This window comes from Cellulomonas sp. B6 (assembly GCF_001462455.1).
GTDB lineage: Bacteria > Actinomycetota > Actinomycetes > Actinomycetales > Cellulomonadaceae > Cellulomonas.
Genome location: NZ_LNTD01000100.1, coordinates 1 through 24,038, shown reverse-complemented (window position 1 = coordinate 24,038; position 24,038 = coordinate 1). Strand labels below are relative to the sequence as shown.

Below are 24,038 nucleotides of genomic sequence, written 5' to 3'. Positions count from 1 at the left end.
GCAGGAGCGACCCGGTCCGAGAGTCGGCCGGGTCGTGCTCCCAGTCTACGAGCGCCCACCGACACCGCCCGGGGTGGGCGCCACGTCGACCGTGCGCGACACCGCTGCGTCACCCGTGGACGCGGGGGTGCGGTCAGCCGGCCTCGGCCACGTCCCGCCCGGCGCCGTCGAGCGCCGCGATCGCCCGGCGCAGCGCGGTGCTCGACGTGTGCACCGTGTACGGGAAGTAGAAGACCTCGACCCCGACGGCTGCGAAGTCCCGCTCCAGCCGGTCGCCCTTGGGGGTGCCGCGCCAGTCGTCGCCCTTGAAGATCACGTCGAAGCCGACACCGCGCCAGGTCTCGACCTTGTCGGGGACCGTCTCAGCGACGACCTCGTCGACGAACGAGATGTGGCTGACGATCTCCATGCGCTCGGCGAGCGGCACCAGCGGGCGACGCCCCTTGGTGACCTCGAGCACCTCGTCGGCGACGACCCCCGCGATGAGGTAGTCACAACGTCGCTTGGCGTGCCGCAGGATGTTGAGGTGCCCGACGTGGAACAGGTCGTAGGCGCCCGGTGCGTAACCGACGATCCTTCTGCTCACGCTGACCCTCCACGTCGTGCTCCGGCGGCCGACGGCCGCGTGCCCGTGCCGCGTCGGCGAGGCACCCGTGGATGAGAGATTAGTGTGAAACGTCCGCCTCTGGCACTGTTTGTCCGATCTTCACCCGGGTGGTCGCGTCGGCACCCGCGTCCACCCGCCGCGCCGCGGGTCGACGACCTCGCCGAGCGACGGCACGGCCCTCACCGCGCACGCTCGAGCAGCACGACGTCGGCGGTCGCGTGCGACGTGACGTCCACGACCTCGAAGCCGAGACGCTCCAGGTCGTCGCGCTGCACGCCCCGCGCGTCGGCACGGTGGTCGACGACCCACCACACCCGCTCGACCCCGGCGAGGCGGTCGGCGACGTCGACGACGCGCAGCGACGCGTCCCACAGCCGACCCTGCGGCACGGCGACCGGGTCGCGCGTCGGGTCGAGCAGGTCACGGAACGCCGCCGGGTACGCCACGGCGATGGCACGTCCCGGCACGCGCACGCGCCCGGCGTCGTCGTGCAGGTCGGAGAACACGACCGCGTCACCCGGACGCGCCCCGGCGGCGACGTCGGCGGCGACCGCACCCCAGTCCGAGCGGTCCTTCGCCGCCGGCGTGCGCTCCTCGACCCACGCGGGCACGCACAGCAGCACCACGAGCGCGACCGCCGCCACGAGGCGCCGCCGGTCCCGCACCAGCACGTCCAGCCCGGCGGCCACGAGCAGCGCGAGCGCCGGTGCGGTGAACGTGAGGTACTTCGGCACGTACAGCGGCGCGGCGACGAGCGACCACGCGACCGCGACGACGGGCGGCACGGCGAGCCACGCGGCGGCCAGCGGGACGACGCCGTGGCCCGCGCTCCCCCGGCGCAGGTGCGTGACGAGGGCGACCGCGACGAGCGACCAGCACACCAGCGCGACCGGCAGCGCCGACCACCACGTGGTGCCGAACCACTGGTCCAGGGCCAGCTGCCGCAGGGTGCGCGGCCCGGGTGCCGGGATCCAGCCGACCTGCCCCCGCTGCCCGACCGCCGCGAGCAGGAAGGGTGCGACGGCCAGACCCGCCACCCCGGCCGCGACCGCGGGGGCCAGCAGGACGCGCGGCGATCGGCGCCACCACAGCAGGCCGGCGAGGTGGGCGACCGGCAGCAGCGCGAGCAGCATCCACAGGGTGGCGCCGGCGGCGACGAGGACGCCGTAGGCGACCCAGCGCCAGGCGAGCCGGCCGCGGCCCGTCGACACGGCCGCCACGAGGATGACGGTCGTCCACACGGCGACGGCGGTCGCGAGAGCGGCCGAGCGCCCCTCGGTCGCGGCCCACGTGAGGCGTGGCAGCGCGAGCAGCACGACCCCGGCGACGACGCCGACGCGCCGCCCCGCCAGCCGGTCGCCGAGCACCACGGTGCCCGCGACGGCCGCGCCCACCGCGAGCGAGCTGAGCAGCCGCAGCGCGACCACCGAGTCGGTGGTCGCGGCGAGCCACGCGTGGGCGATCGCGTAGTAGGCGGCGTGCACCGCGTCCACGTGGGACGCGAGCGTCGCCAGCGCCGTCAGGTCGCGCGACGCACCCGACATCGTGGCCGCCTCGTCGCCCCACGCGGACGGCACCCACGCGCCCGCGAAGCCGACGAGCACCGCCAGCGCGCCCAGCCCGAGCGCCGCGCGACGGACCGGCCGCGCGGCGCCGGCGCCCTGCGGGGGTGCGCCCGCACCGGTCCGGGCCACCGCCGGCCGGACCAGGGTCACGGGCGCTCGTCGACCAGCTGGCCGGCGACCGGCTCGACCTCGCGACCGCTGCGGCGGGACCGCGGGCGGTACACGACGCGCGAGTGGAACGTGAAGCGGGCGACGAACGCGACCAGCAGGGTGAGCGCCGTGGCCAGCACGGCCGTGACGTGCATCGTGCTGACCAGGAGCGCGAGCACCGGCAGCCGCAGCGCGGTCTCGACGTTGTTGAACGCGAACGAGCGCGCGAACCGGCGCCAGGGGCCCCTGCCCTCCGCTCGCAGGTCGGGGAAGACGAAGCGCTCCTGCAGCAGGAAGTTCATGACGATCGTGAGCTCGGCCGCGACGACCGCCGCGAGCAGGTAGGCGGCGCCGGCGCTCGTCATCGCCGCGACCAGCGCGACGTTGACGAGCGCGCCGAACCCGCCGATGACCGCGAAGCGCGACATGCGGCCGAACCGCAGCGCCGCGAGCTGCGTGAGGAACCGGACGCCCTGCGCGAGCGAGGCCTTGGAGTCGCCGGCGAACCGCTCGCCGAACACGAACGGGATCTCGGCGACCGCGAGGCGGTGCCGCGCGAGGATCTCCAGCAGGATCTTGAAGCCGCGCGGCCGCAGCCGGTGCAGGTCGACCGCCTCGCGGCGCACGAGGAAGAACCCGGTCATCGGGTCGGAGCAGTCGGCGAGCCGCACCGGGAACATCGCGCGCGTCACGGCGGTGGACACCGACGACACCACGTGCCGCGTCGCGTTCGCCAGGCCGCTCGAGCTGCCGTCGGCCAGGTAGCGCGACGCCACCACCACGTCGACCCCCTCGGTCTGTGCGGTCGCCAGCAGCGACGGCACGAGGCCCGGCGGGTGCTGCAGGTCGCCGTCCATCACGACGCACCACGGCGCGGCCGACGCCGCGAGCCCCTCCTGCACGGCGCCCGACAGCCCGCCGACGGGGTCGTCGCGGTGGACGAGCCGGACCGGCAGCGCCGCCGTCGCGGCGACCGCACGGACGACGTCCGGCGTCTCGTCGGTCGAGTCGTCGACGAACAGGACCTCGGCCCGGTGACCGACGAGGGCCTCGCCGAGCTGGCGGACCAGCTCGGGCACGTTGGGCGCCTCGTTGAAGGTCGGCACGATCACCGTGAGCTCCACGGTGCCGCCGTCGTGGTCCGATGCGCTGCTCACAGGTCCCCCCGGGGCCGTCGTGCCCGGCCCCGCGGGCCGGCTCGTCGTCTCGGAGCGTAGTCCCGATTTCGTGCGACTTGACCGGCTTTGCCCGTTTTCACCCGGATGCCGCGGTCACCCGCGTGCGAGCACCACGACCTCGTCGAGCGTGCCGGACCAGGTGTCGCGCACGACCCAGCCGTCGGCCGCGAGCGTCGCGTCGTCGGCCTCGCGCACCGCGTCCGGAAGGTCGTGCCGCCGCACGACGCACAGCCGGTCGAGCCCGGCGAGGCGCGCACCGGCGCCCTGCAGGAGCACCGACCGTCCCACGAGGTCGTCGGTCGCGAGCGGGTCGGCGTCGAGCGTCACGTCGACGAGCCCGGCGAAGGGCTCGGGGTAGGCCACGGCCACGCCGCGCGTCGTGAGCCGCACGGACCCTCTCTCGGGCACCGCCCGGGGTGCGAAGTACACGCCGTCCCCCGGCGCGCACGACTCCCCGACCACCGCGCCCACCTCGCGCCAGTCGGCACCGCTCTTCGCGTTCTCGGCCCGCTGCGAGGCCAGGACCGGCGCGGCGCACGCGAGCAGCGCGACGACCGCCGCGACGCGCAGGCCGCTCGGCCGCAGCGCGCGCAGCGCGGCGCCGAGCAGCAGCGCGACCGCCGGCGCGCAGAACGTGAGGTACCGCGCGCTGTACGTGTGCGAGAGCACCGCCCACCCCGCGACCGCGACGCTCGGGACCAGCACCCACGGCACCGCCCACACCAGCACGGCCCGCACCTCGTCGGGGACGGGACGCGCCCGCACCCAGCGCGCGAGCGCCCCCGCGACGAGCAGCACCGCGAGCCCGGCGAGCAGCACCGACGCGGGCCGCCACCACCCGTCCGTGCCGGCCCCCGCCGCCGCGACCGCCGCGTCCCGCGTGTACACGGTCGGGGTCTCGCCGAGGAACCACTGGTTGACCACGACGTTGCGCACGAGGTCGACCACCGACAGCGCGTGCCGCCCCAGCTGGCCGGCCTGGCCCGCCGAGAGCACGACGAACGGCGCGAGCGCCGTCACCGCGGCCACCGCGCTCACGGCCCACCGCGCGACGACGGCCCGCGAGCGCGCGTCGAGCAGCACGCTCACCGCGTGCGCGCCGACGACCAGGAGCGCGTAGAGGTTGAGCAGCACCGCGAGGACGAGCAGCGCCGCGTAGCCGACCCAGCGCCCGGCACCGCCGCGCCGCAGCGCCGCGACCAGCAGGACCGTGGCCCACACGGCGGCGGCCGCGGCGAACGCGAACGGGCGCGCCTCGACCGCCGCCCACGCGACGCGCGGCAGCAGCAGCACGACGGGCGCGACCCACCAGGCCAGGCCGCGCCCCGCGAGCCGGGCCGCCAGCACCCACGTGCCCGCGACGAGCAGCCCGACCGCGAGCGCGCTCGCCGAGCGCAGCGCGAGCTCCGACGTGCCGAGCACGGCCGTCCACGCGTGCATGAACGCGTAGTAGAGGGTGTGCACCGCGTCGAGGTGGCGCGCCATCGCGACGAGCTCGCCCCAGGGCCGGGTCGCGGCGGACACCGTGGCCGCCTCGTCGGTCCACAGCGACGGCCCCGACGCACCCGCCAGCCCGAGCAGGGTGGCCCCCACGCCGACCGCGGCGGCCGGCCGCCACAGCGGCCCGTCGTGGGACGCGCCCGACGCGGCAGCAGGGGGCGCGACGCGCACGTCCGCGCCCGGCCGGTCCGTCCTGGTCACCCCGGACCGGCTCAGGAGCGCAGGGCGACGGAGGGCAGCGCCGCGTCGTCCTCGTCGTGCTCGTGCTCGTGCTCGACGTCAAGGTCGTCCGCCTCCGGGTGCGCCGTGGCGGCACCGCGACCCTCGTCCGCGCGCCGGGCCCGCGGGACGTCCTCGGGCGACGCCACGTCCCGGGGCCCCACCCCCTCGGCGACCGCCGCGGGCGGGGCGGCGACGACGTCGGTCGACGCGGCCTCGTCGTCCGCGACGTCCTCGACGACCGCGGGCCGGACGGGGGCGTCGGCGGCGGCGCGGTGCCCGTCCGGGGCCCGGCGTCGGCCGTCGCGCGGTGCCGCGGTCGCGGGGTCAGCGCCTCCCGCCGCCCCGTCCAGGGGCGGGGCGGGCGCGTGCTCGGACGGCGCCGGGGCGCCGCGTCGACGACGCGGGCGACGACGCTCGCCGTCGGCGACGTAGCCGTAGGACTCGTCGGCGAGCCCCTTCTCGCGGTTCAGCACCGTGCCGACCACGCGGCCGCCGCCGAGACGCACCGCCTCGGCGACCTGCCGCAGCTGCGGACGACGCACCTGGCGCGCGTCCGCGACGACCACGACGCCCGTCGCGCGCCGCGCGATGACGGCCGCGTCGGCGACCGGGACGAGCGGCGGGGCGTCGATGACGACGACCTCGAATTCCGCGGCGGCCTGGTCCAGCAGGGCCCCGAACTCGGGGTAGGCCAGCAGCTCGGCGGGGTTCGGCGGCACCGGTCCGGCGGCCAGGACCACGAGGTGGCGCCCCACGTGCTGCACGACGTCGCCCAGCGCGGCGCGTCCGACCAGCACGTCGGTGAGCCCGGCACCGCCGTCCACGCCGACGTGCCCGGCGACCGTCGGGCGCCGCAGGTCGGCGTCGACGAGCAGCGTGCGCACGCCCGCCGCCGCGAACGAGGCCGCGACGCGCGTCGCGACGAAGGACTTGCCCTCGGACTGCAGCGCGGACGTGAAGACCAGCAGCTTCGGTGCACCCGGCCGGCCGATCATCTCGAGGTTGGCGCGCACGCGCCGGAAGTCCTCGCCGCTCGCCCCGACCAGCGCGGACGGCGGCGCCTCGCCCTTGACCGGGCGGCGACGCTGCCGGATCGAGCCGAGCACGGGCACGTCGACGGTCCGGCGCAGGTCCTGCTGGTGCCGCACGCGCGTGTCGAGCGCGTCGCGCGCCCACGCCGCCGCGAGGCCGATCAGCAGGCCCGCGAGGAACGCCGCGAGGACGTTGCGCCGCGTGTTCGGCGCGATCGGGAAGGCCGGGGCCACGGCCTCGCTGACCACGGTCGCCGTGATCGTGCTGCCGGCCTCACCCTTCGGGGCGAGCGTCTCGACGACCTGCCCCAGCTGGGCGGCGACGGCGTTGGCGACGAGCGCGGTCTGCTCGGGCGACGTCCCGGTGACGGCGATGTCGAGCAGCGAGCTGTCCTTGGGGGACGTCGCGGCGACCGTCTTGGCGAGCTGCCGCGCCGAGGTGTCGAGGCCGAGGTCGCGCACGACCGGCTCGAGCGTGACCGGCAGGACCGCGAGCCGCGCGAACGACGTCATCTGGTTCTGGGTGTAGCTCGAGCCCTGGTTGAGGTCGCCCGCCGAGCCCCCGGCCGCGAGCGCCACGTAGAGCGTGGCGGTCGACCGGTAGACGGGCGTGCTCCGCACGGAGACGACCCCCATGCCCAGGGTCAGGGCGACGACGGGCAGCACGACCCACCACCAGTGCTTGCGGGCCGACCGCAGGACGTCGCGCAGAGTCATCGGACCTCTCCTCCCAGAGACTGTCCCCATTGGACCACTAGGTCCGTGATGTCCGGTTCGGCCGAGCGGGTGGTTTTCGCGCGCGTCAGGGTGCCGCGGCGGCCGGGCGGAGCTCGCCGACGGCCCGCGCGGGAACCTCCGCGGGGGTGTCGTCGCCGTCGGCGGCGGCGTGCCTGCGCGCCGCCGGCACGGCCACGGCCTGGGCGACCGCGACGCCCGCGACGAACCAGAAGAACGCGGTGAACTGGGTGATGAAGGCGACGCTGGTCAGGCCGGGGAGCAGCGCGACGACCGCGACGCCCCCCGGCGTCCGGGGCCCGCGCACGAGTCCCACGAGCGCGCCCGCACCCATGACGAGCAGCAGCACGACGACGAGCGAGCCGTACGTCAGCCCCGTCATGAGGACCGCGTTGTCGATCGACCGGAAATCACCCCACCCGCCGCTGCCCGACGCGTCCGTGAACGCGGCGGACGAGCGCCCGAGCACGTCCACCGAGGGCAGCAGCGACCACAGGTTCTCCCGGTAGTCGGCCGAGCCCGACGCCTCGTCGCCGGCCTCCGCGAAGACCGCGAGCGCGGTGCGCGCCGCGAGCGCGGCCCCGACGACGAGCGCCACCACGGTCCAGCCCCGGAACGACCGGGACGCGTGCCGCCCGAGCACGACCACGCACAGCACGAGCGCGAGGACCGTCGACAGCATGCCGATCCGGCTGTAGGTGACGACGGCCGCGACCCCGACGAGCACGAGCGTCAGGGCGCGCAGCGCCGGGCGCAGGCGCGAGGACCACACGAACGGCACGGCGAGCGCGAGCGACGCGCCGAGCGGGATGGCGTGCCCGAACGCCCCCTCGGCGCGCGGCAGCCCGCCGCGCATCCGGATGCCGCCCCACTGCGTGTACAGCGGGTTCGCCATCGCCATCCGGACGAACAGGTTCTGCCCCGTCGCGGCCTCGACGACCGCGAGCGTCGCCACCACGAGGAACACGAGCGCGACGCACGCCGCGACGGCGCGCGACCCCAGCCGCGCGACGAGCACCCGACCGACCAGGTACGGCACGAGCCAGCTGGTGGCGGCGCCGTACGCGCCCGCCATGTCGCCGTAGCCCGCGAGCCACGTCACGACCGTGACGCCGACCGCGAACACGATCAGCCCGTCCCACACCGTCAGCCGGATCCCGGAGCCGCGCCACAGCGCCGCGAGCACGCCCACGCCGACCGCGGTGGCGGCGCCCACGAACACGCCCACCTGCACGCCGATCCACACGGGCACCAGCCCGATCGACGCGACGTACGCGACCAGGCCGGCGCCCGGCCGGGCCCGCACGACGGCGACGAACGCCACCGCGAGCCCGACCAGCACGAGCATCACCGCGAGGTCGTCGACCCTGCCCGCCGACACCGCGGTCACCGCCCCGCAGGTGCGGTGGGCCGCGCGGTCGCGCCGGTCATCCCGCCGGCGTCGTCACGCGCAGGTCGTCCCACGCGACGACGATCGGGAGGTTGGTCGCGCTGCCCGCGACGTAGCCGCCGACGCCGACCGCGCCCGGGCCCTGCAGATCGGGCGTCGCGTCGGTCGTCTCGACCTGCCACCCGGGCTCGGCAGCGCCCGCGGCCCACATCTTGGCCTTGAGCGCGGTCGTCCCGCTGCCGCTCGCCTGCAGGCGCAGGACGTACCGCTGCCCGGGGACCACCGTGAGACCCGGCACGACCTGCGCGACGGTGGTCTCGACGCCCCCGACCTTGCGCAGCACCTGCAGCGCGGTGACGTTCCCGGACTGCGCGACGTTCGCCTTGACCAGGTACTCCGACGTCCAGGCGGTCTGCCGCGCGGTGAGCCACACCCGGGTCGCGCCCGAGCTGGCCAGCTTGTCGAGCGCGAACGACGCGGTCACGTCCGCGTCGCCCACGGACAGCGATCCGAGCCGTGCCCGGGGGCTCGAGCCCGCGGTCGTGAGGGCCAGGCGTCCGACGCCGTCGCCGACGGTGAACTGGCTCGCCGAGCCGGCGTGCACCCATGCGCCCCCGGTGTCCGCGGTGCCCCAGGTCGAGGCCGACGTGCGCCCGAACGCGTCCGCGGCGAGCACGGTCGGCCCGGCCGGGGCGGTCACGGTCACGTCGTGCGTGACGGTGCGCTGCCCGCCCCGGTCGTCCGTGACGGTGAGGGTCACGGTGTACGTCCCGCCGGCGAGGTAGGTGTGCGTGGCCGTCGGGGACGCACCCTGCACGGGTGCGGATCCGTCGCCGAAGTCCCACGCCCACGCGGCGATCGTGCCGTCGGGGTCGCTCGACGCACCGCCGTCGACCGCGACCGTGAGGTCGGTCGGGGTCACGGTGAACGCGGCCTGCGGCAGCTGGTTGGGCGCCTGGACGGTGACCGTCTGCGTCACGGAGCTGCTCGCCCCGTCGTCGTCGGTGACGGTCAGCGTGACCGCGTGGTCGCCGGCGGTGCCGAACGTGTGCGACGCCTGCGCGCCGCTCGCCGTGCCGCCGTCCCCGAAGTCCCACGCCCACGACGCGACCGACCCGTCCGGGTCGCTCGAGGAGGCCCCGTCGACGCTCACGCCCAGGCCGTCGGTCGTCGCGGTGAACGCCGCGACGGGCGGCTGGTTGGGCACCGTGCCCGAGCCGAGCTGGAAGTGCTGCGCGACCTGTGCGGGCGTGAGCGCCACGGGGTAGACCGCGACCTCGTCGACCGTGCCGGCGAACCACGGCTGCGGACCCCACGTGGTGTCGCCGCCGACCCGCCAGTACCCGGTGTAGTCCTGCGCCGCGGTCTGCGGGTTGGTCCCGACCAGCGTCCCGTCGACGTACAGCCGCATGCCGTCCGACGACTGCGACGCGACCATGTGGTGCCACGCGCCGTCGTTGTACGCGCTCGGCGACGTGATGGTGTTCGTCGCACCCGTCCACACGCCGAACGTCAGGCGGCCGTCCGTCTCCATGTACACGTGCCGGTCGTAGCTGCCGGACGTGCCGGTCTGACCGTCGCCGAACCCGATGAGCTTGCCGCCGGACGTGGTGGTCGTGCGGAACCACAGCTCCTGGCTGTAGACCCGCGGGTTCGTGTAGCTGGTCTGCGAGCGGACGAAGCTGTTCGCCGCCCCCGTGAACCGCACGGCCTTGCCCGTGGGCAGGTCCGTGAGCGCACCCGCCGCACCCTTGACGACGGTCCCGACGTACGTCCCGTTCGCCACCGACGCGCCCGCGTCGGCCGCGGTCGTGCCGGTCGTGTCGTCGAGGCGCCAGTACAGGTCCGGCTCGAGGGAGCGCACGGCGGCGCCGTAGGCGTCGGCAGGCACCGGCGGGACCGCCGACGTCCGGCCGGACGCGGTCCAGTGCGCGTCGACCTGGGCCGCGGTGAGCGGACCGGGGTAGATCGCGACGTCGTCGATCTGACCGTCGAACCACGTGGCGCCCGACCACGGCGAGTCGCCGCCGATGCGCCAGTACCCCGAGTACGCCTGCGCCGACGTCGTGTCGGAGCGCTGCGCGACGCGACGCCCGTCGAGGTAGAGCTTCATGCCGTCGCCGCCGAGCGTCGCGACCACGTGGTGCCACTGGCCGTCGTTGAAGCCGGTCGCGGACTGCAGCGTGCGCTCGGCCCCGGGGTACACCCCGAAGACCACGCGGCCCGAGGTGTCGAGGTAGACGTGCCGGTCGTAGCTCGTGCTCGTCCCGGTGCTCTTGTTGCCGAACCCGACGATCTTGCCGCCGGCGGTCGACGTCGTGCGGAACCACGCCTCGACCCCGAACGTCTGCGGGCCCTCGATCGCGGTGGTCGTCGAGACGAGCCCCGCGCTGCTGCCGGGGAACCCGGCAGCGGTGTCCGCGTCCCCGCCGATCGCACCGGTGGCACCCCACGTCACGCCGCTGCCGGCGGTCGCGGGCGAGGTCCCGGCCCAGTCGTCGGCGGTCGTCGCGCCGGCCTGCTCGGAGAGGCGCCAGTAGGAGCTCGCGCCGTCGTCGAGCACGTCGCGGGCGTACGCGCTGAGCTCGTCGCTCGCGTTGACCGTGACCGTCATCCACGCCGAGCGCGTGACGTTGCCGAACGCGTCGGTGGCCGTGAGCCGGTACCGCTGCGAGCTGCCGGGTGCGAGGCCGGTGTCCTTGACGACGCGCGTCTGGGGCTTCCAGAACGGCGTCGTGATGGTCTCCTGCCACAGCGGGGCACCGGTCTCGCTCTGCCGGAAGATGCGGTACGTCAGGCCCTCGTTGTCGCGGTCCCAGTTGGTCTGGAACGTCATGCGGACCTCACCCTTGACGCGCGAGGTGACCGACAGCGGGAACGTCGAGCCCTGCAGTCGCGGCCCCTGCTTGTTCGGGGCCTTGTCGGGCGTCGTGAAGCGCACGAGACCGTACTGCGGCGCGCCGTTCACCCCCGGGAACTCGCCCGCGTACACGACGTAGTCGTCGTTGCCGGACACGCTCCAGACGGCCTGGCCGAGGCCCGAGAAGTTGCCGACGTAGAACGACGGGTACCAGTTGAGCAGCGTGGGCGAGGGCTCGCCGCGGTGGTCGGGGTAGCCGTAGATGTCCGGTGTGTTGGTGCCCGTCGCCGCGAGGCTGAACGCGTTGGCGTAGTAGAACGACCACGGGTCGGTCTGCGGGAAGCCGCCCATGTTGCCGCAGTAGTGGTGGTGGCTCGCGGTGTAGACCACGTCGCGCGAGCGGAACGTCGAGTACGCGTCGCCGTGGCAGTCGGCGACCCACGTGAGCGAGCCGAGGGACGGGTCGGTGCGGAACGTGCCCTCGAGGTTGCCGCCGTCGCCGTAGTGGTAGCCGGTGCCGTAGACGCCGGTCGCGTCGGCGTACAGGCTCGTGATGGACGAGTCCGCGCCGCCGTTGCGGATCTGCGCGTTGGCCGGGAACGGCAGCGGGCCGCCCGTCGCGGGGTCGACCGCGCCGAGGCCGTACGTCGCCGCGCCGGAGAGCGTCGTGAAGCGCCCACCGACGACGAGCTTCGACTGGTCGGCGGTCACGGCGAGCGCCGTGACGGGTGCGTCCGTGTCACCCGTGAAGCCCGTCAGCGAGCCGTCCGTCGCGCTGAACGCCGCGAGGTAGTTGCGCGCGACCAGCGTGCCGCCCGTGACACCCGCGACGCTCTGGAAGTTGCCACCGGCGTAGACGGTCGTGTTCGTGGCGGCCACCGCGAGGCCGCTCGACGCGAGCGTGGGGCGGAAGCCGGCGACGAGCTGGTTGGTCGCGGTGTCGAACGCGGCGATGCGCACGCGGAACTGCCCGTCGACCTTGGAGAAGTCGCCGACCACGTAGATGCGCTTGCCGTCCGGCGACTTCGTGATCGAGCGCACCTGTCCGTCGAGCTGCGGCGCGAAGCCCGGCACGAGCTGCCCCGTGGTGATGTCGTAGGCGAGCAGGTTCTGCCGGGCGACCTCGCCGGTCCCCGCCGCGGCGCCCGCCGGGCGCGCCTTCGTGAACCGGCCGCCGACGTAGACGGTGTTGCCCACGACGACCTGCGCCCACGCGACGCCGTTGATCTGCGCGGTGGGCAGCGCGTCGGCGGTGACGGTCGGCGGCGACGCGGGGTTCGTGGGGTCCGCGGGGGCCGAGTCGGCGGACGCCGGGACGGCGAGGCCGAGGGCCGCGAGCGACGCGACGACGAGCGAAGCGCCGACGCGCCGCAGGGTGTTCGACAGGGTGGACACGGGGCCCCTCGCCATCATGAGAACCGGCTCACAAAACGGACAAGCGGAACGTAACTGCCCGAACGCCCCCATGTCGCCCTGCGTGTCGGCTCTTCACCCGGTCACCCGTCCGGATTCACCCCCGCCGGGCCGCGGACGCGGGGGCCGGACCCCGGGGCGCGCGCCGTCCGGCCCCCGCGCGGGACGTCGAGGGGCGGACGGCGCCCGGCCGCAGGCCGCTCAGCCGAGCCGGAAGCCCTGCGCCACGACGGGCGCGGCCTGCGGCGTGAGGAGAACGCTCACGGCCAGCGGCGCGTCACGCGGGTCGGGCTCCGCGAACCGGTACACGCCCTCGACGGACGCGCCGGGGTCGACCGACGACGGCAGCGGCGCGGCGTCGGCGTCGGTGGGCACGGGTGGCACCGGCGCGCCGTCCGCGCCGGCGTAGAGGGCGACGGCGGGTGACGTCAGCGCCGTCGCCTCGGCGGCCGAGCTCGTGACGCGCACGGTCACGGCCACGCCGGGGCCCGCGTACTCCCCCGGACCCACACCGGTGACGGCGACCGGTGCGACCGCGACCACCTCGACCGTGAGACCCGGGGCCGGGCTGGCCGGCGACGAGCCGTCGGCGACGACGGGCGCGACGTCGCTCAGCGGCGGCACGGCCACGGGCTCGGCGGCGGGGTCGACCCCGGTACCGGCGGCCGGCGCCTCGTCCGGAACGGGCGCCCCCGCCGTCGTGGCGCCGGGCTCGTCCGGTGTCGTGGCCGCCCCCGCCCCCTCGCCCGAGTCCGCGGACGACGCGGCCGAGGCCGTGGCCGACGCACCCGCGACGGCACCGTCCGGGCGACCCAGCACGAACGCGAGGGCCACCCCGCCGACGACGAGCGCGCCCACGACGGCGCCGACGACGACGGTCCGGCGGCGCGGCTGCTCGATGTGCTCGTCCACGGTTCTCCTCCTGGTCGACGGCGCGGTGCGCCGGTGGCGACCGCGCGGTGCGCAGGTCTGCCGAGTCTAGGGACGCGCCACGGCCGCGGCGGCGGCGGGCACGGGTGAAGCCGGGGGCCGGACGGTGGGACGTCGGACGGCGAGGCCCGGCATCTCGAACAGCCAGCGCACCGCGGGCCCGTCGCGGTGCCGCGCGAGCGGCCAGGTCACGGCGAGCGCCGCGACGAGCAGCGCCGGGACCGCCACCCACCAGGGCGCACCCCGTCCGCCGAGCCACGTCGCGACGACCTGCATGACCGGGAAGTGCGCGGTGTAGAACACGATCGAGCTGCGCCCGACGGCCCGCAGCCGCGCGGTGCGCGCGGACGGCAGCCGGCGTGCGGCGAGCACGGCGACGACGATCCCCGCCACGCTGCCGGGCACGGTCAGGCTGACGTACCGCAGGTCGACGACGGCGGACGCGACCGCGAGCGCGAGCGCGACGGCGGCGAGCAGGGCGACCCGGGCGCGCGAGCGGCCGATCCGCCCGACCACGTCGTCCCCGCGCTCGGCGACCCAGCAGCCGAGGAAGAAGAAGACCGCGAAGTACAGCATGCGGTGCGCGAGCGGGCTGTCGACCACGAACGAGGCGACCAGCAGCACGCCGCAGACGAGCGCCGTCGGCACCCGCCGCACCAGGGGCGCGACCAGGTAGAAGACCCCGAGGAAGAACAGGTACCAGAGGTAGCCCTTCGCGAGGTACAGCTTGGGGTGCCACAGCGGCGTCTGGGTGCCCGACATCGCGAGGAACAGCACGACCCACAGCAGGTACGGCCACCACACGAGCGCGACCTTGCCCCGCAGGTACGTCACGAGCGGCTTGCTCAGCGAGCGCGGCAGCAGCAGCCCCGACAGGAACATGAGCGTGGGCATGCGGAACGGCAGCAGCGCGTCGTTGACCGCGACGAGCACGTCCGGCACGACGATGCCGTGCAGCCGGGGGACGGCGGTCGCGTGCCACAGCAGCATGAGCAGGATCGCGACCCCGCGCAGCGTGTCCATCCACTCCATGCGCGGCCGCGGGGCCGGGCCCGCGGCGGCCGTCGGTGCCCCCGCGGGTGCACCGTCGACGGCGGTGGACGACTCGTGCGCGCGCACCACGACACCTCCGACGACCACCCGACCAGCCCGGACGACGCGGGGCGGGGGTCGTGCTCCGGGCGTCGTCGATCGCCACGCTAACGGAGGAAAAGGGCACGTCGGACATATCGGTACGGGTGATCTTCAACCGGACACCCTCGGCGGCGCTCCGTGCGCACCTACACTCCCCAGCATCCGAGGGTGTGCGCGGCCTGCGCGCGCCCACCACCGCGAGGAGACCGGCCCGTGCGAGTCCTCACCCTGTGGGCCGACGACCTCTCGTCGAACCTGGGCGTCCGTGCGCTGGCCCGCGGCACCGCGGCGCTCGTGGAGCGTGCGCACCCGGGGGCGGAGGTCGTGGCGCTGCACTACGGCAGCGGCACCGCCCCGACGCCGGTCGGCGACTGGCGTCGTCTGCTGCGCGCACGGCTGGACCCGCGCGAGCCGCTGGTCGAGTGGCTGCGCGGGTTCGACCTCGCGGTCGACACGCGCGCGGGCGACTCGTTCGCGGACATCTACGGGCTGCGCCGGCTGACCACGCAGAGCATGCTGGCCGAGCTCGCGACGCAGGCCGGGACCCCCGTCGTGCTGGGGCCGCAGACGATCGGCCCGTTCGGGACGCGCCGCGCCCGCACGCTGGGGCGCTGGTCGATGCGCCGCGCGGCGTGCGTCATGGCACGCGACTCGACGAGCGCCGAGTACGCCGCGCGGCTCGGCCGCCCCGTCGACGTGCTGAGCACCGACGTCGTGTTCGCGCTGCCCCGTCCGCAGGTCGAGCGCACGCGCGACGTCGTGCTCAACGTCTCCGGCCTGCTGTGGGCGCCCAACCCCCACGTCGACCACGCCGGCTACCGCACCACCGTGCTCGGCGTCGCGCGCGGCCTGCTCGCCGCGGGACGCCGGGTCACGCTGCTCGCGCACGTGCTGGACTCCCCCGTCGCCGACAACGACGTGCCCGCCGTCCACGAGGTCGCGGCCCTGCTCGACGAGCCGGGCGTGGACGTCGTGGTGCCCGAGGACCTCGACGACGTGCGCCGCGTGACCGCGTCGGCGGCCCTGGTGGTCGGGTCCCGCATGCACGCGTGCCTCAACGCGCTGTCCACCGGGACGCCCGCGGTGCCGCTCGCGTACTCCCGCAAGTTCGACCCGCTGCTGTCGGACCTCGGCTGGCCGCACACGATCGACCTGCGCCGCGCGGCCGACCCGGTCGCCGCGACCCTCACGCTGGCGGACAAGGACCTGACCGCCGACGTCGACGCCGTGCTCGACCGGGCCGCGACGCTCCTCGCCCCCGCGGTCGCGGCGGTCCGGGCCCTGCCGTGAGCGCGGGCTCGGTCGTCGCGGCGGCGGCCGACGTCGTCTCCTCGGGCCGCTGCACGGGGTGCGGCCTGTGCACCGCGCTCGAGCCCGCGCTCACCATGACCGCGTCGGCCGAGGGCTACCTGCGCCCGCACGCGGCGGGGGCCGCGACGGCCGGGCCGGCCGCGTTCGCGACGTTCCGCACCGCGTGCCCCGGGCTGCGCGTGGTGGCGCAACGACCCGCGGGTGCCGTGCGGCACCCCGTGCTGGGACCCGTGCTCGGCTGCTGGGAGGCGTGGGCCACCGACCCCGACGTGCGCGAGCGCGGCAGCAGCGGTGGCGTGCTCACGGCGCTGCAGGCGTGGCTCGTCGCCACCGGCGAGGTGGCGCGGGCCGTGGGCGCGGCCGCCGCCCCGGGCGAGCCGCGTCGCACCGTGCCGGTCCGCATCGTCAGCCGTGACGAGGCGCTCGCCGCGGCGGGGTCGCGCTACGCCCCCGTCGCGGTCGCCGGCCACCCCGACGCGGCGGCACCCGACGGCGTCACGACCGGCAAGCCGTGCGAGGTCGCCGCGCTGCGCGCCGCCACCGGGCCGGACGCGCCGCTGCTGCTGTCGTTCTTCTGCGCCGGCACGCCGTCGCAGCACGCGACCGACCGGCTGGTGCACGACCTCGGCATGCCGGCCGACGAGCACGTCGACGAGCTCTGGTACCGCGGTCGGGGCTGGCCGGGCCGGTTCACGGCGGTCGGCGCCGCGGGCACACGCGTCTCGGCGAGCTACGACGAGTCGTGGGGCGACGCGCTCGGCCCGAGCGTCCAGTGGCGCTGCAAGATCTGCCCGGACGGCGTGGGCGAGAGCGCCGACGTCGCCGCGGGCGACTTCTGGCGCACCGACGAGCGCGGGTACCCGGTGTTCGTCGAGACGGCGGGCGTGAGCGCGCTGCTGGCCCGCACGCCGCGCGGCCTCGACCTCGTGCGCCGGGCCGCCGCGGCCGGTGTGATCGCGCTGCGCGAGATCTCGCCCGACGACGTCGCGGCGGTCCAGCCGCTGCAGCGCACCCGGCGCACGACGCTCGCCGGCCGCCTCGTCGGCGCCCGGCTGGCCGGCGCCCGCCTGCCGCGGTTCCCGGGCTTCGGCCTCGGACGGCTCGCGGCGTCACGGGCCCGGCAGTCGCTGCGCACGGCCCGCGGCACGTACCGCCGGGTCCGGGCGGGCGCGGCGGCCCGCTCGTGAGCGTCGGCCTGGCCGGCCGCGCCGCACGGGGCGCGCTCTCGACCGGGGTCGGGCTCGCCGCGCGGATGACGCTGCAGCTCGCGTCGGTCGTCGTGCTGTCGCGGCTGCTCAGCCCCGGCGACTACGGCCTGGTCGCGATGGTCGTGGCGATCATCGGGATCGGCGACACGCTGCGCGACTTCGGCCTCAGCTCGGCGGCGATCCAGTCCCCCGACCTGAGCCGCGGCCAGCGCTCCAACCTGTTCTGGACCAACACCGCGATCGGCCTCGGGCTCGGGCTCGTCGCGCTCGCCGGGTCCGGCGCCGTCGCGGCGTTCTACGACGAGCCCGCGCTCACCGCCGTCACGCAGGCGCTCGCCGTGACGTTCCTGCTCAACGGGATGATGACGCAGTACCGCGCGGGCCTGATCCGCGACATGCGGTTCCGCACCGTGGCCGCGGTGGACGTGGCCGCACCGGCCGCGGCGCTGGCCACCGCCGTCGCGCTCGCGGCCGCCGGCGCCGGCTACTGGGCCCTGGTCGCCCAGCAGGTCGTGCAGGCGGCGGTCGGGCTGGTCGCGGTCGCCGTCGCGGGCCGCTGGCTGCCGGGCCGCTACGACCGCTCGGCACCCATGCGCTCGCTGTACCGGTTCGGCGGGCACCTGCTGGCCTCGCAGCTCGTGGGTTACCTGGCGAACAACGTCGACTCGCTGACCATCGGGCACCGGTTCGGCGCGCACCCGCTGGGCGTGTACAACCGCGCGTTCCAGCTGCTGATGAACCCGCTGAACCAGGTCAGGGCGCCCAGCACCACGGTCGCGCTGCCCGTGCTGTCACGCGCCGCCGGGACGCCCCAGTTCGACGAGATCGTCCGCACGGGGCAGCTGGTGCTGGCCTACCCGGTGACGATCGGGCTCGCGGTCGTCGCCGGGACCGCCGACCCGCTGGTCGCGGTGCTGCTCGGCCCGGCCTGGCAGGAGGTCCCGCCCGTGCTGCGCCTGCTCGCGGTCGCCGGGATCTTCCAGACGCTGTCCTACGTCGGCTACTGGGTGTACCTCTCCCGCGGGCTGACGCGCGAGCTGCTGCACTACTCGTTCGCGTCGGCCGCGATCCGGATCACGTGCGTCCTGGTCGGTTCGACGTGGGGCGTCGTCGGGGTCGCGGCCGGGTACGCGCTCGCGCCCCTGCTCGCGTGGCCGCTGTCGCTGTGGTGGCTCGGGCGGACCGCGGGCCTGCCCGTGCGCCCGCTGTACCTCGGGGCGGGGCGGGTGCTGCTGGTGGGTGCGGCGGCGGGTGCGGCGGCCGCCGCCGCGGCGGCCGCACCGGTGACCCCGTGGCTGCAGGTCGTCGCGGGGGCGGCCGCCGCGGCGCTCGCGTGCGGTGCCGCGCTGGTGCTGCCCGCGGTGCGCCGCGACCTGCACGAGCTGCGCCGCGCGGCGCGCTCGGCGCTGCGCGGACGCCGGGCCTGACGGCCGCGCAGGGCGGCACGTCCACGCGTCGACCCCGGCACGGTCGACCCCGGCACGGTCGACCCCGGCACGGTCGGCCCCGAGCGCGGTCGACCCCCGGACGACGACCGGCGTTCGGGGGTCGAGCGGGCCTCAGCCCTGCCTGCGGTACTCGTAGACCACTTGCCCGAGCGCGCCGGCGACCATGCCCCGGCCGCGCTGCACGGACCGTCGGCCCCGTGCGTCGTGCACGTCCGAGCGCGTCACGGCGCCGAGCGCGACGCGCGCCGAGCCACCCACGACGCGCACCAGCCCGCGTGCCACGTACCGGGCACGGACGGCCAGCTGCGCGAGCCCGGTCGCGAGCACGACCTCGGCACGCGCACCGGAGTTGCCGCTGCGGTACGCGCGACGCAGCACCCACGCGCGCGTCAGGCGGTCGGCCGGCACGTGGTCGACGACGACGGCCTCGTCGCACCACACCATGCGCTCGCCGGCGGCGACGAGCCGGCGCGAGAACAACGTGTCGGAGCCGCCGCTCAGGCCGAACCGCTCGTCGAACGTCAGGCCCGTGGGCCGCAGCCGGCCGAGGTCGAGCAGCAGGTTGTTGGTCGCCGCCACGTCGACGGCCGTGCCCGTGGGCAGGCGTCGCCGGTCGAAGAACCGGCCCGCGGCGAGCCAGCCGTCGGGCGGCCGCTCGTAGTCGGAGACCACCGCGCCGACGACCGCGGCGGCGCCGCTGCGCGCGTGCTCGGCGAGCAGGGCCGCGAGCCACCCGGGCCGCGGGCGCTCGTCGTCGTCGACGAAGACCAGGACGTCCCGGTCCGCGCACTCGGCGAGCGCCCGGTTGCGTCCCGCCGCGATCCCCGGGCGGGGCTCGTGCACGTACCTCACCCGCGGGTCGCCGACGCCCTCGACGGTGTCGCGCGCGCCGGCGTCGGGGTCGTTGTCGACCACGAGCAGCTCACCCGGCACGTCGACCGTGCCCAGCTCGGCGAGGAACGCGGGGACGGCGGCACGCACGTCCTGCGGGCGGCGGTACGTGAGCATCGCCACGACCAGCGGCGCGGGCGCCGCCGGGGTCGCGGGTGCGGTGGCGGTGGCGGGAGCGGCCGTGGCGGCGGGGTCACCGGCCCGACCGACGGCGTCCGACGGACCGCGTCGTGCGTCGGCCTCGACGGACGACGCGCGGTGCGCGCCGCCGGTCACCGGACCGCTCCCGTGACGCGCGACGGCGCGACGACGACGGCGCCCCGCGCCCGCGCGACGGCCGCGCGGTACACCTCGAGGTGGGTCGCGGTGCCGCTCGTCCAGTCACGCGCGCGCAGGTCGGGGCCGTCGCGCGCGGGCAGGTCGGCGGCGGCCGCGAGCGCGGCGCGCAGCACGTCCGCCGTCAGCGGGCCGGTGAAGCGCTGGACCCACGCGGGCCCGACCTCGGCCGCGAGCGCGTCGGTGACCGGGTTGCCGGGCACGAGCACCGGACGGCGCAGCGACAGCGCGAGGAGGGCCGCCCCCGAGTTGTGCATCCGGCGGTAGGGCAGCACGACGAGCGTCGCGGACGTCGTCCACCGCACGAGGTCCGCGTCGTCGACGTGCCGCAGGTCCGTGACGACGCGCGGGTCGTCGGCGGCGCTCGCACGGACCTGCGCGGCGAGGGTCGCGTCGACCGGACGCCCCGCGACGACGAGCGACGCCGCCGGGTCGTCGATCGCGCCGAACGCGGCGAGCAGCTCGTCGACGCCCTTGTAGGGGCGCAGCAGGCCGACCGTCACGAGCCGACCGGGCACCGGCCGGGCGGGCGGGTGCCCGGCGAACCAGGCCGTGTAGTCGCCGTGCGGGACGGTCGTGGCGGGCGCGTCGGGCGGGACGGGCGTCGTGTCGTTGAGCCGGACCCACCACGTCGTCGCGCGGTCGCAGGCCCGCAGCACCCCGTCCGTCAGCGGGTCGGGGGCCTCGTGCGGGCGGACGTTGTGCGCGGTGCGCACCACCGCGGTGCGCCGCAGGCGGCAGCGCAGCAGCACGGCGTGCAGCGCGAGGACCGCGGCGAGGCGTCGCAGGGGGTGCCGGCGCTCGACGACAACCTCGGGCCAGTGCAGGTGCAGCACGTCGTACCGCCAGAGCAGCGCCGCGGGCCACGAGAAGCCTCGGACGTCGGCGTGCTCGCCGAGCCCGCGCACGAGCTGCACGACGTAGGGGTTGGTCGTCGGGCGCGGGCCGCGGACCGACTGCAGGACGCGCAGCGGACGCCCCGCGGTCTCGTGCTGAGCCGGCACGGCACCCCCTCGATCGTCACCCCGGTGTTCACCCTGACGGCCGCGACGGCCGCCGTTCCCGCTGCGTTAGCATGCCAGAGATACCCCGTCTCGCCCGGCTTTGTCCGGTTATCACCCGTCCGCGACCGCCCTTTCACCCGAGGTGACCATGCCGCTGGCCCCCGACGCCGTGGTCGTGGTGAACCACGCCTCGCACCGCCTGCTCACGCAGCACCTCGCGGCCACGGTCGACGGGCTCGACGTCACCGTCGTCGTCGTCGACAACTCGCCGCGCGCGCGGGACGCGGCCGCGGTCGCGACGCTGTGCGCGGACGCGGGGTGGCACCTCGTCACAGTCCCGAACGAGGGCTTCGGCGCCGGCGTCGACGCGGGGCTCGCGGCCGCCGCCGCGCTCGGGGCACCGGTCGTCGCCGTGCTCAACCCCGACCTGGCGATCGCACCGGGCGACCTCACGAGCCTGCTGTCCGACGCACGCCGCACCGGCGGACTGGTCGCACCGCGCGTCGTGCGACCCGACGGCCGGCCGTGGTCCACGGGCGGCACGCTCGACCTGCGGCGCGGCGCGACCCGCGCGCACGCGGCACCCGGCGCGGCGACCTGGGTCAGCGGCGCGTGCGTCGCCGCGACGGCAGCGACGTGGGCACGGCTGGGGGGCTTCGACGCGCGCTACTTCATGTACTGGGAGGACGTCGACCTCGGGCACCGCGCGGCGCACGCGGGCGTCGCGCTGGTCGTGCGGCACGACGTGACGGCGGTGCACGACGCGGGCGGCACGCAGGCCACGGCCGGCAGCCGCCGCAAGTCCGACGGCTACTACCGTGACAACTGCCGCGGACGCCTCGTCTTCGCGGCCCACCACCTCGACGGGCGCACCCGCGCCCGGTGGGTGCTCGGTGCGCCGGGCTACGCGTGCGAGGTCGTCCTGCGCGGCGGTCGCCGGCAGCTGCTGCGGGACCCGCGCCCCGTCCTGGCCGCGCTGCGCGGCACCCTCGAGGGCGCCTGGTACGCGCGGCGCCGGCGCACGCCGTGGCCACCCGCGCCGTCCCCCGCACCGACGACGGGAAGGCCGGTCACCACCGGAGCGCCGGTCACCGCGGGACCGGCCGCACCCGCGGCGGGAGGCACCTCGTGAGGACGCTCGTGGTCGCGCACGGCTCCGCCGAGCTGTACGGCTCCGACCTGCAGCTCGTCGAGTCCGTCCGGGCCGCGGTCGACGACGGCTGGGACGTCCTCGTCGTGCTGCCCGTTCCCGGCCCGCTCGCGGCGCGGCTCGCCGCGGTGGGCGCGCGGGTCGCGACGGCGCCGGTGCCGGTGCTGCGCAAGTCGCTGCTGCGCCCCCGGGCGCTCCCGGGGCTGGTCGCAGCCGCGGCACGGGCCGCCCTCGAGGGCGTGCGGCTGCTGCGGCGCGAGCGCGCGGACGCCGTGTACGTCAACACGGTGACGGTGCCGACCTGGCTGGTGGCCGCGCGCCTCGCCCGCGTCCCGGCGCTGTGCCACGTCCACGAGGCGGAGGACGGCCTGCCGCGCCCGGTGGCTGCGGCGCTGACGGCCCCGCTGCTGCTCGCGCGCGCCGTGGTCACCAACAGCGAGGCCGCGCGGCGCACGCTCGGCGCGACCTTCCCCGCCCTCGGCCGACGCGCGACGGTCGTGCACAACGGCGTCGCGGGGCCACCGGCACCACCCGCCCCGCGCGTGGCGCACGGCGGTCCGCTGCACGTCGCGCTCGTCGGCCGGCTCTCGCCGCGCAAGGGCACGGACGTCGCGCTCGACGCGCTCGCGCTGCTGGTCGCCCGCGGGCACGACGTCCGGCTCACGGTCGCCGGGTCGACGTTCCCGGGCTACGAGTGGTTCGAGGACGGGCTGCGAGCCCGCTCGCAGGAGCCCGACCTGGCCGGGCGGGTCGACCTGCTGGGCTTCGTCCACCCGACCTGGCCCGTGCTCGCCGACGCCGACGTGGTCCTCGTGCCCTCCCGCGTCGAGCCGTTCGGCAACACCGCCGTCGAGGCGATGCTCGCGCACCGACCCGTCGTCGCGTCACGCACGCAGGGACTGGCCGAGGTCGTGGAAGACGGCGTCAGCGGCCTGCAGGTCCCGCCGGACGACCCGCACGCGCTCGCCGACGCGGTCGAGCGGCTGGCGACCGACCCGGCGCTGCGCGCGAGGCTGGCGGACCGGGGCGCGGACGAGGCGGCGCGCCGGTTCGGCACCCGCCGCTACGCCGCCGACGTGCGACGAGCCCTGCGCACCCTCGTCGAGGGCTGACCGCCCCCGGGCGCCGGCCCCGACCGGCGCGGCACCCGGGAGCGGTCGTCCGGTCGGCGACCGGTCGCTCAGGACCCGCCCTTCTGCCCGGTCGTGCGGCCCTGGATCCCGATCGACCCCTTGCCGTCCGACCACACGTTCCCGCCGAGCGTGATCTGCGGGATCGTGTCGTGGTCGGCGATGATCGCGCAGCCGCCGAACGTCTGCGTGCGGGTGAACACGTTGTTCGTGATGACGACGTTCCGCACCGGGCCCCACTTGTTCTGGGCGAGGTTGACCGAGCACGCGCCGTCGCTGATCCAGTTGCGGTCGAGCGTCAGGTTGCTCACGACGCCGCGGTCCTGGGTGACCTGGATGGCGGCGTTGTGGGTGCCCGACAGCGTGTTGCCGCGGAACGTGATGTCGTCGCCGACCGCGATCTGCGCGTTGTCGTCGTGGGTGGGCGTGCCGTTGTAGTACGGGTCGTTCTCGTAGTACAGCGTGTCGTGCAGCCAGGAGCTCTCGACCAGCACGTGGTCACCGGTGATGGCCATGTGGTCGACGACCCCGTGCATGTTGACGCGCCGCAGCGTGAAGCTGCTGCCTATGATGCCGCGCACGTGCGGCGACGGGTCCTTGGCGTAGAGCTCGGAGTCCTCGATCGTCACGCTGACGCCCGGGTCCCCGGCGTAGACGAGCGACAGCGACGACTCCAGCTTGCGGCCGGTGATCAGCGAGTTCTTGATGACCACGCCCGGCGCCCGGACCCAGACGATGCCGCGGACCTCCATCGAGTCGATGACGGTGTTGGGCTCGGTGATCTTGAGGTCGCCCTCGTGGACGGTCAGGGTCGTGCCGGCGGGTACGCCGGTGTTGCGCGGGCC

Annotated in this window: 17 protein-coding genes; 5 read left to right on the top strand and 12 right to left on the bottom strand. The window is 76.1% G+C overall.

What is annotated here, in order from left to right; translation table 11 throughout:
- Nucleotides 1–133: 133 nt before the first annotated feature.
- The 9 genes from ATM99_RS09790 to ATM99_RS09750 form a co-directional block, all read right to left on the bottom strand.
- Complete coding sequence (locus tag ATM99_RS09790) at nucleotides 134–586, bottom strand: adenylyltransferase/cytidyltransferase family protein (RefSeq protein ID WP_150118237.1); 453 nt, start codon at nucleotides 584–586, stop codon at nucleotides 134–136.
- 200 nt (nucleotides 587–786) lie between these two features.
- A complete protein-coding gene (locus tag ATM99_RS09785; protein ID WP_062102742.1) occupies nucleotides 787–2,322 on the bottom strand; it encodes a hypothetical protein in 1,536 nt (511 codons plus the stop codon).
- Nucleotides 2,319–3,446, bottom strand: a complete 1,128-nt coding sequence (locus tag ATM99_RS09780; RefSeq protein WP_062102748.1) for a glycosyltransferase — start codon at nucleotides 3,444–3,446, stop codon at nucleotides 2,319–2,321. The genes ATM99_RS09785 and ATM99_RS09780 overlap by 4 nt, the downstream gene beginning before the upstream one ends.
- A gap of 147 nt (nucleotides 3,447–3,593) precedes the next feature.
- Nucleotides 3,594–5,201, bottom strand: coding sequence for a hypothetical protein (locus tag ATM99_RS09775; protein WP_150118236.1), 1,608 nt, complete (start codon nucleotides 5,199–5,201; stop codon nucleotides 3,594–3,596).
- An 11-nt stretch (nucleotides 5,202–5,212) separates the two neighbouring features.
- The gene (locus ATM99_RS09770; RefSeq protein ID WP_062102740.1) at nucleotides 5,213–6,970 is read right to left on the bottom strand and encodes a polysaccharide biosynthesis tyrosine autokinase; all 1,758 of its coding nucleotides are present in this window, start codon (nucleotides 6,968–6,970) and stop codon (nucleotides 5,213–5,215) included.
- Between the two features lie 85 nt (nucleotides 6,971–7,055).
- The gene (locus tag ATM99_RS09765; protein ID WP_150118235.1) at nucleotides 7,056–8,369 is read right to left on the bottom strand and encodes a hypothetical protein; all 1,314 of its coding nucleotides are present in this window, start codon (nucleotides 8,367–8,369) and stop codon (nucleotides 7,056–7,058) included.
- Nucleotides 8,370–8,415: 46 nt separating this feature from the next.
- Complete coding sequence (locus ATM99_RS09760; RefSeq protein ID WP_062102738.1) at nucleotides 8,416–12,633, bottom strand: LamG-like jellyroll fold domain-containing protein; 4,218 nt, start codon at nucleotides 12,631–12,633, stop codon at nucleotides 8,416–8,418.
- Nucleotides 12,634–12,852: 219 nt separating this feature from the next.
- The gene (locus ATM99_RS09755; protein ID WP_062102737.1) at nucleotides 12,853–13,563 is read right to left on the bottom strand and encodes a hypothetical protein; all 711 of its coding nucleotides are present in this window, start codon (nucleotides 13,561–13,563) and stop codon (nucleotides 12,853–12,855) included.
- A gap of 66 nt (nucleotides 13,564–13,629) precedes the next feature.
- Nucleotides 13,630–14,700, bottom strand: coding sequence for an acyltransferase (locus ATM99_RS09750; protein ID WP_150118233.1), 1,071 nt, complete (start codon nucleotides 14,698–14,700; stop codon nucleotides 13,630–13,632).
- Between the two features lie 228 nt (nucleotides 14,701–14,928).
- On the opposite strand from ATM99_RS09750, the gene ATM99_RS09745 reads away from it, so the two are divergent.
- The 3 genes from ATM99_RS09745 to ATM99_RS09735 are packed head-to-tail and all read left to right on the top strand — an operon-like array spanning nucleotide 14,929 to nucleotide 18,661.
- A complete protein-coding gene (locus ATM99_RS09745; RefSeq protein WP_062102735.1) occupies nucleotides 14,929–16,005 on the top strand; it encodes a polysaccharide pyruvyl transferase family protein in 1,077 nt (358 codons plus the stop codon).
- Complete coding sequence (locus ATM99_RS09740) at nucleotides 16,002–17,213, top strand: Coenzyme F420 hydrogenase/dehydrogenase, beta subunit C-terminal domain (RefSeq protein ID WP_062102734.1); 1,212 nt, start codon at nucleotides 16,002–16,004, stop codon at nucleotides 17,211–17,213. The genes ATM99_RS09745 and ATM99_RS09740 overlap by 4 nt, the downstream gene beginning before the upstream one ends.
- On the top strand, nucleotides 17,210–18,661 hold the full coding sequence (locus tag ATM99_RS09735) for a lipopolysaccharide biosynthesis protein (RefSeq protein WP_062102733.1): 1,452 nt from the start codon (nucleotides 17,210–17,212) through the stop codon (nucleotides 18,659–18,661). The genes ATM99_RS09740 and ATM99_RS09735 overlap by 4 nt, the downstream gene beginning before the upstream one ends.
- 132 nt (nucleotides 18,662–18,793) lie before the next feature.
- On the opposite strand, the gene ATM99_RS09730 is transcribed toward ATM99_RS09735, so the two are convergent.
- Both ATM99_RS09730 and ATM99_RS09725 read right to left on the bottom strand, forming a co-directional pair.
- Nucleotides 18,794–19,849, bottom strand: a complete 1,056-nt coding sequence (locus ATM99_RS09730; protein ID WP_223304951.1) for a glycosyltransferase family 2 protein — start codon at nucleotides 19,847–19,849, stop codon at nucleotides 18,794–18,796.
- The gene (locus ATM99_RS09725; protein ID WP_062102732.1) at nucleotides 19,846–20,913 is read right to left on the bottom strand and encodes a glycosyltransferase; all 1,068 of its coding nucleotides are present in this window, start codon (nucleotides 20,911–20,913) and stop codon (nucleotides 19,846–19,848) included. The genes ATM99_RS09730 and ATM99_RS09725 overlap by 4 nt, the downstream gene beginning before the upstream one ends.
- Before the next feature lie 148 nt (nucleotides 20,914–21,061).
- Here ATM99_RS09725 and ATM99_RS09720 point away from each other — a divergent pair, with 148 nt between their 5' ends.
- Together ATM99_RS09720 and ATM99_RS09715 are read left to right on the top strand one after the other, a co-directional pair.
- Nucleotides 21,062–22,045 carry a glycosyltransferase gene (locus ATM99_RS09720; RefSeq protein ID WP_062102731.1) on the top strand — a complete coding sequence of 328 codons (984 nt, stop codon included), beginning with the start codon at nucleotides 21,062–21,064 and terminating at the stop codon, nucleotides 22,043–22,045.
- The gene (locus ATM99_RS09715) at nucleotides 22,042–23,175 is read left to right on the top strand and encodes a glycosyltransferase family 4 protein (RefSeq protein ID WP_062102746.1); all 1,134 of its coding nucleotides are present in this window, start codon (nucleotides 22,042–22,044) and stop codon (nucleotides 23,173–23,175) included. The genes ATM99_RS09720 and ATM99_RS09715 overlap by 4 nt, the downstream gene beginning before the upstream one ends.
- A gap of 68 nt (nucleotides 23,176–23,243) precedes the next feature.
- Here ATM99_RS09715 and ATM99_RS09710 read toward each other — a convergent pair.
- Nucleotides 23,244–24,038: right-handed parallel beta-helix repeat-containing protein (locus tag ATM99_RS09710; protein WP_150118231.1), on the bottom strand; the 795-nt coding region annotated here is incomplete at its 5' end.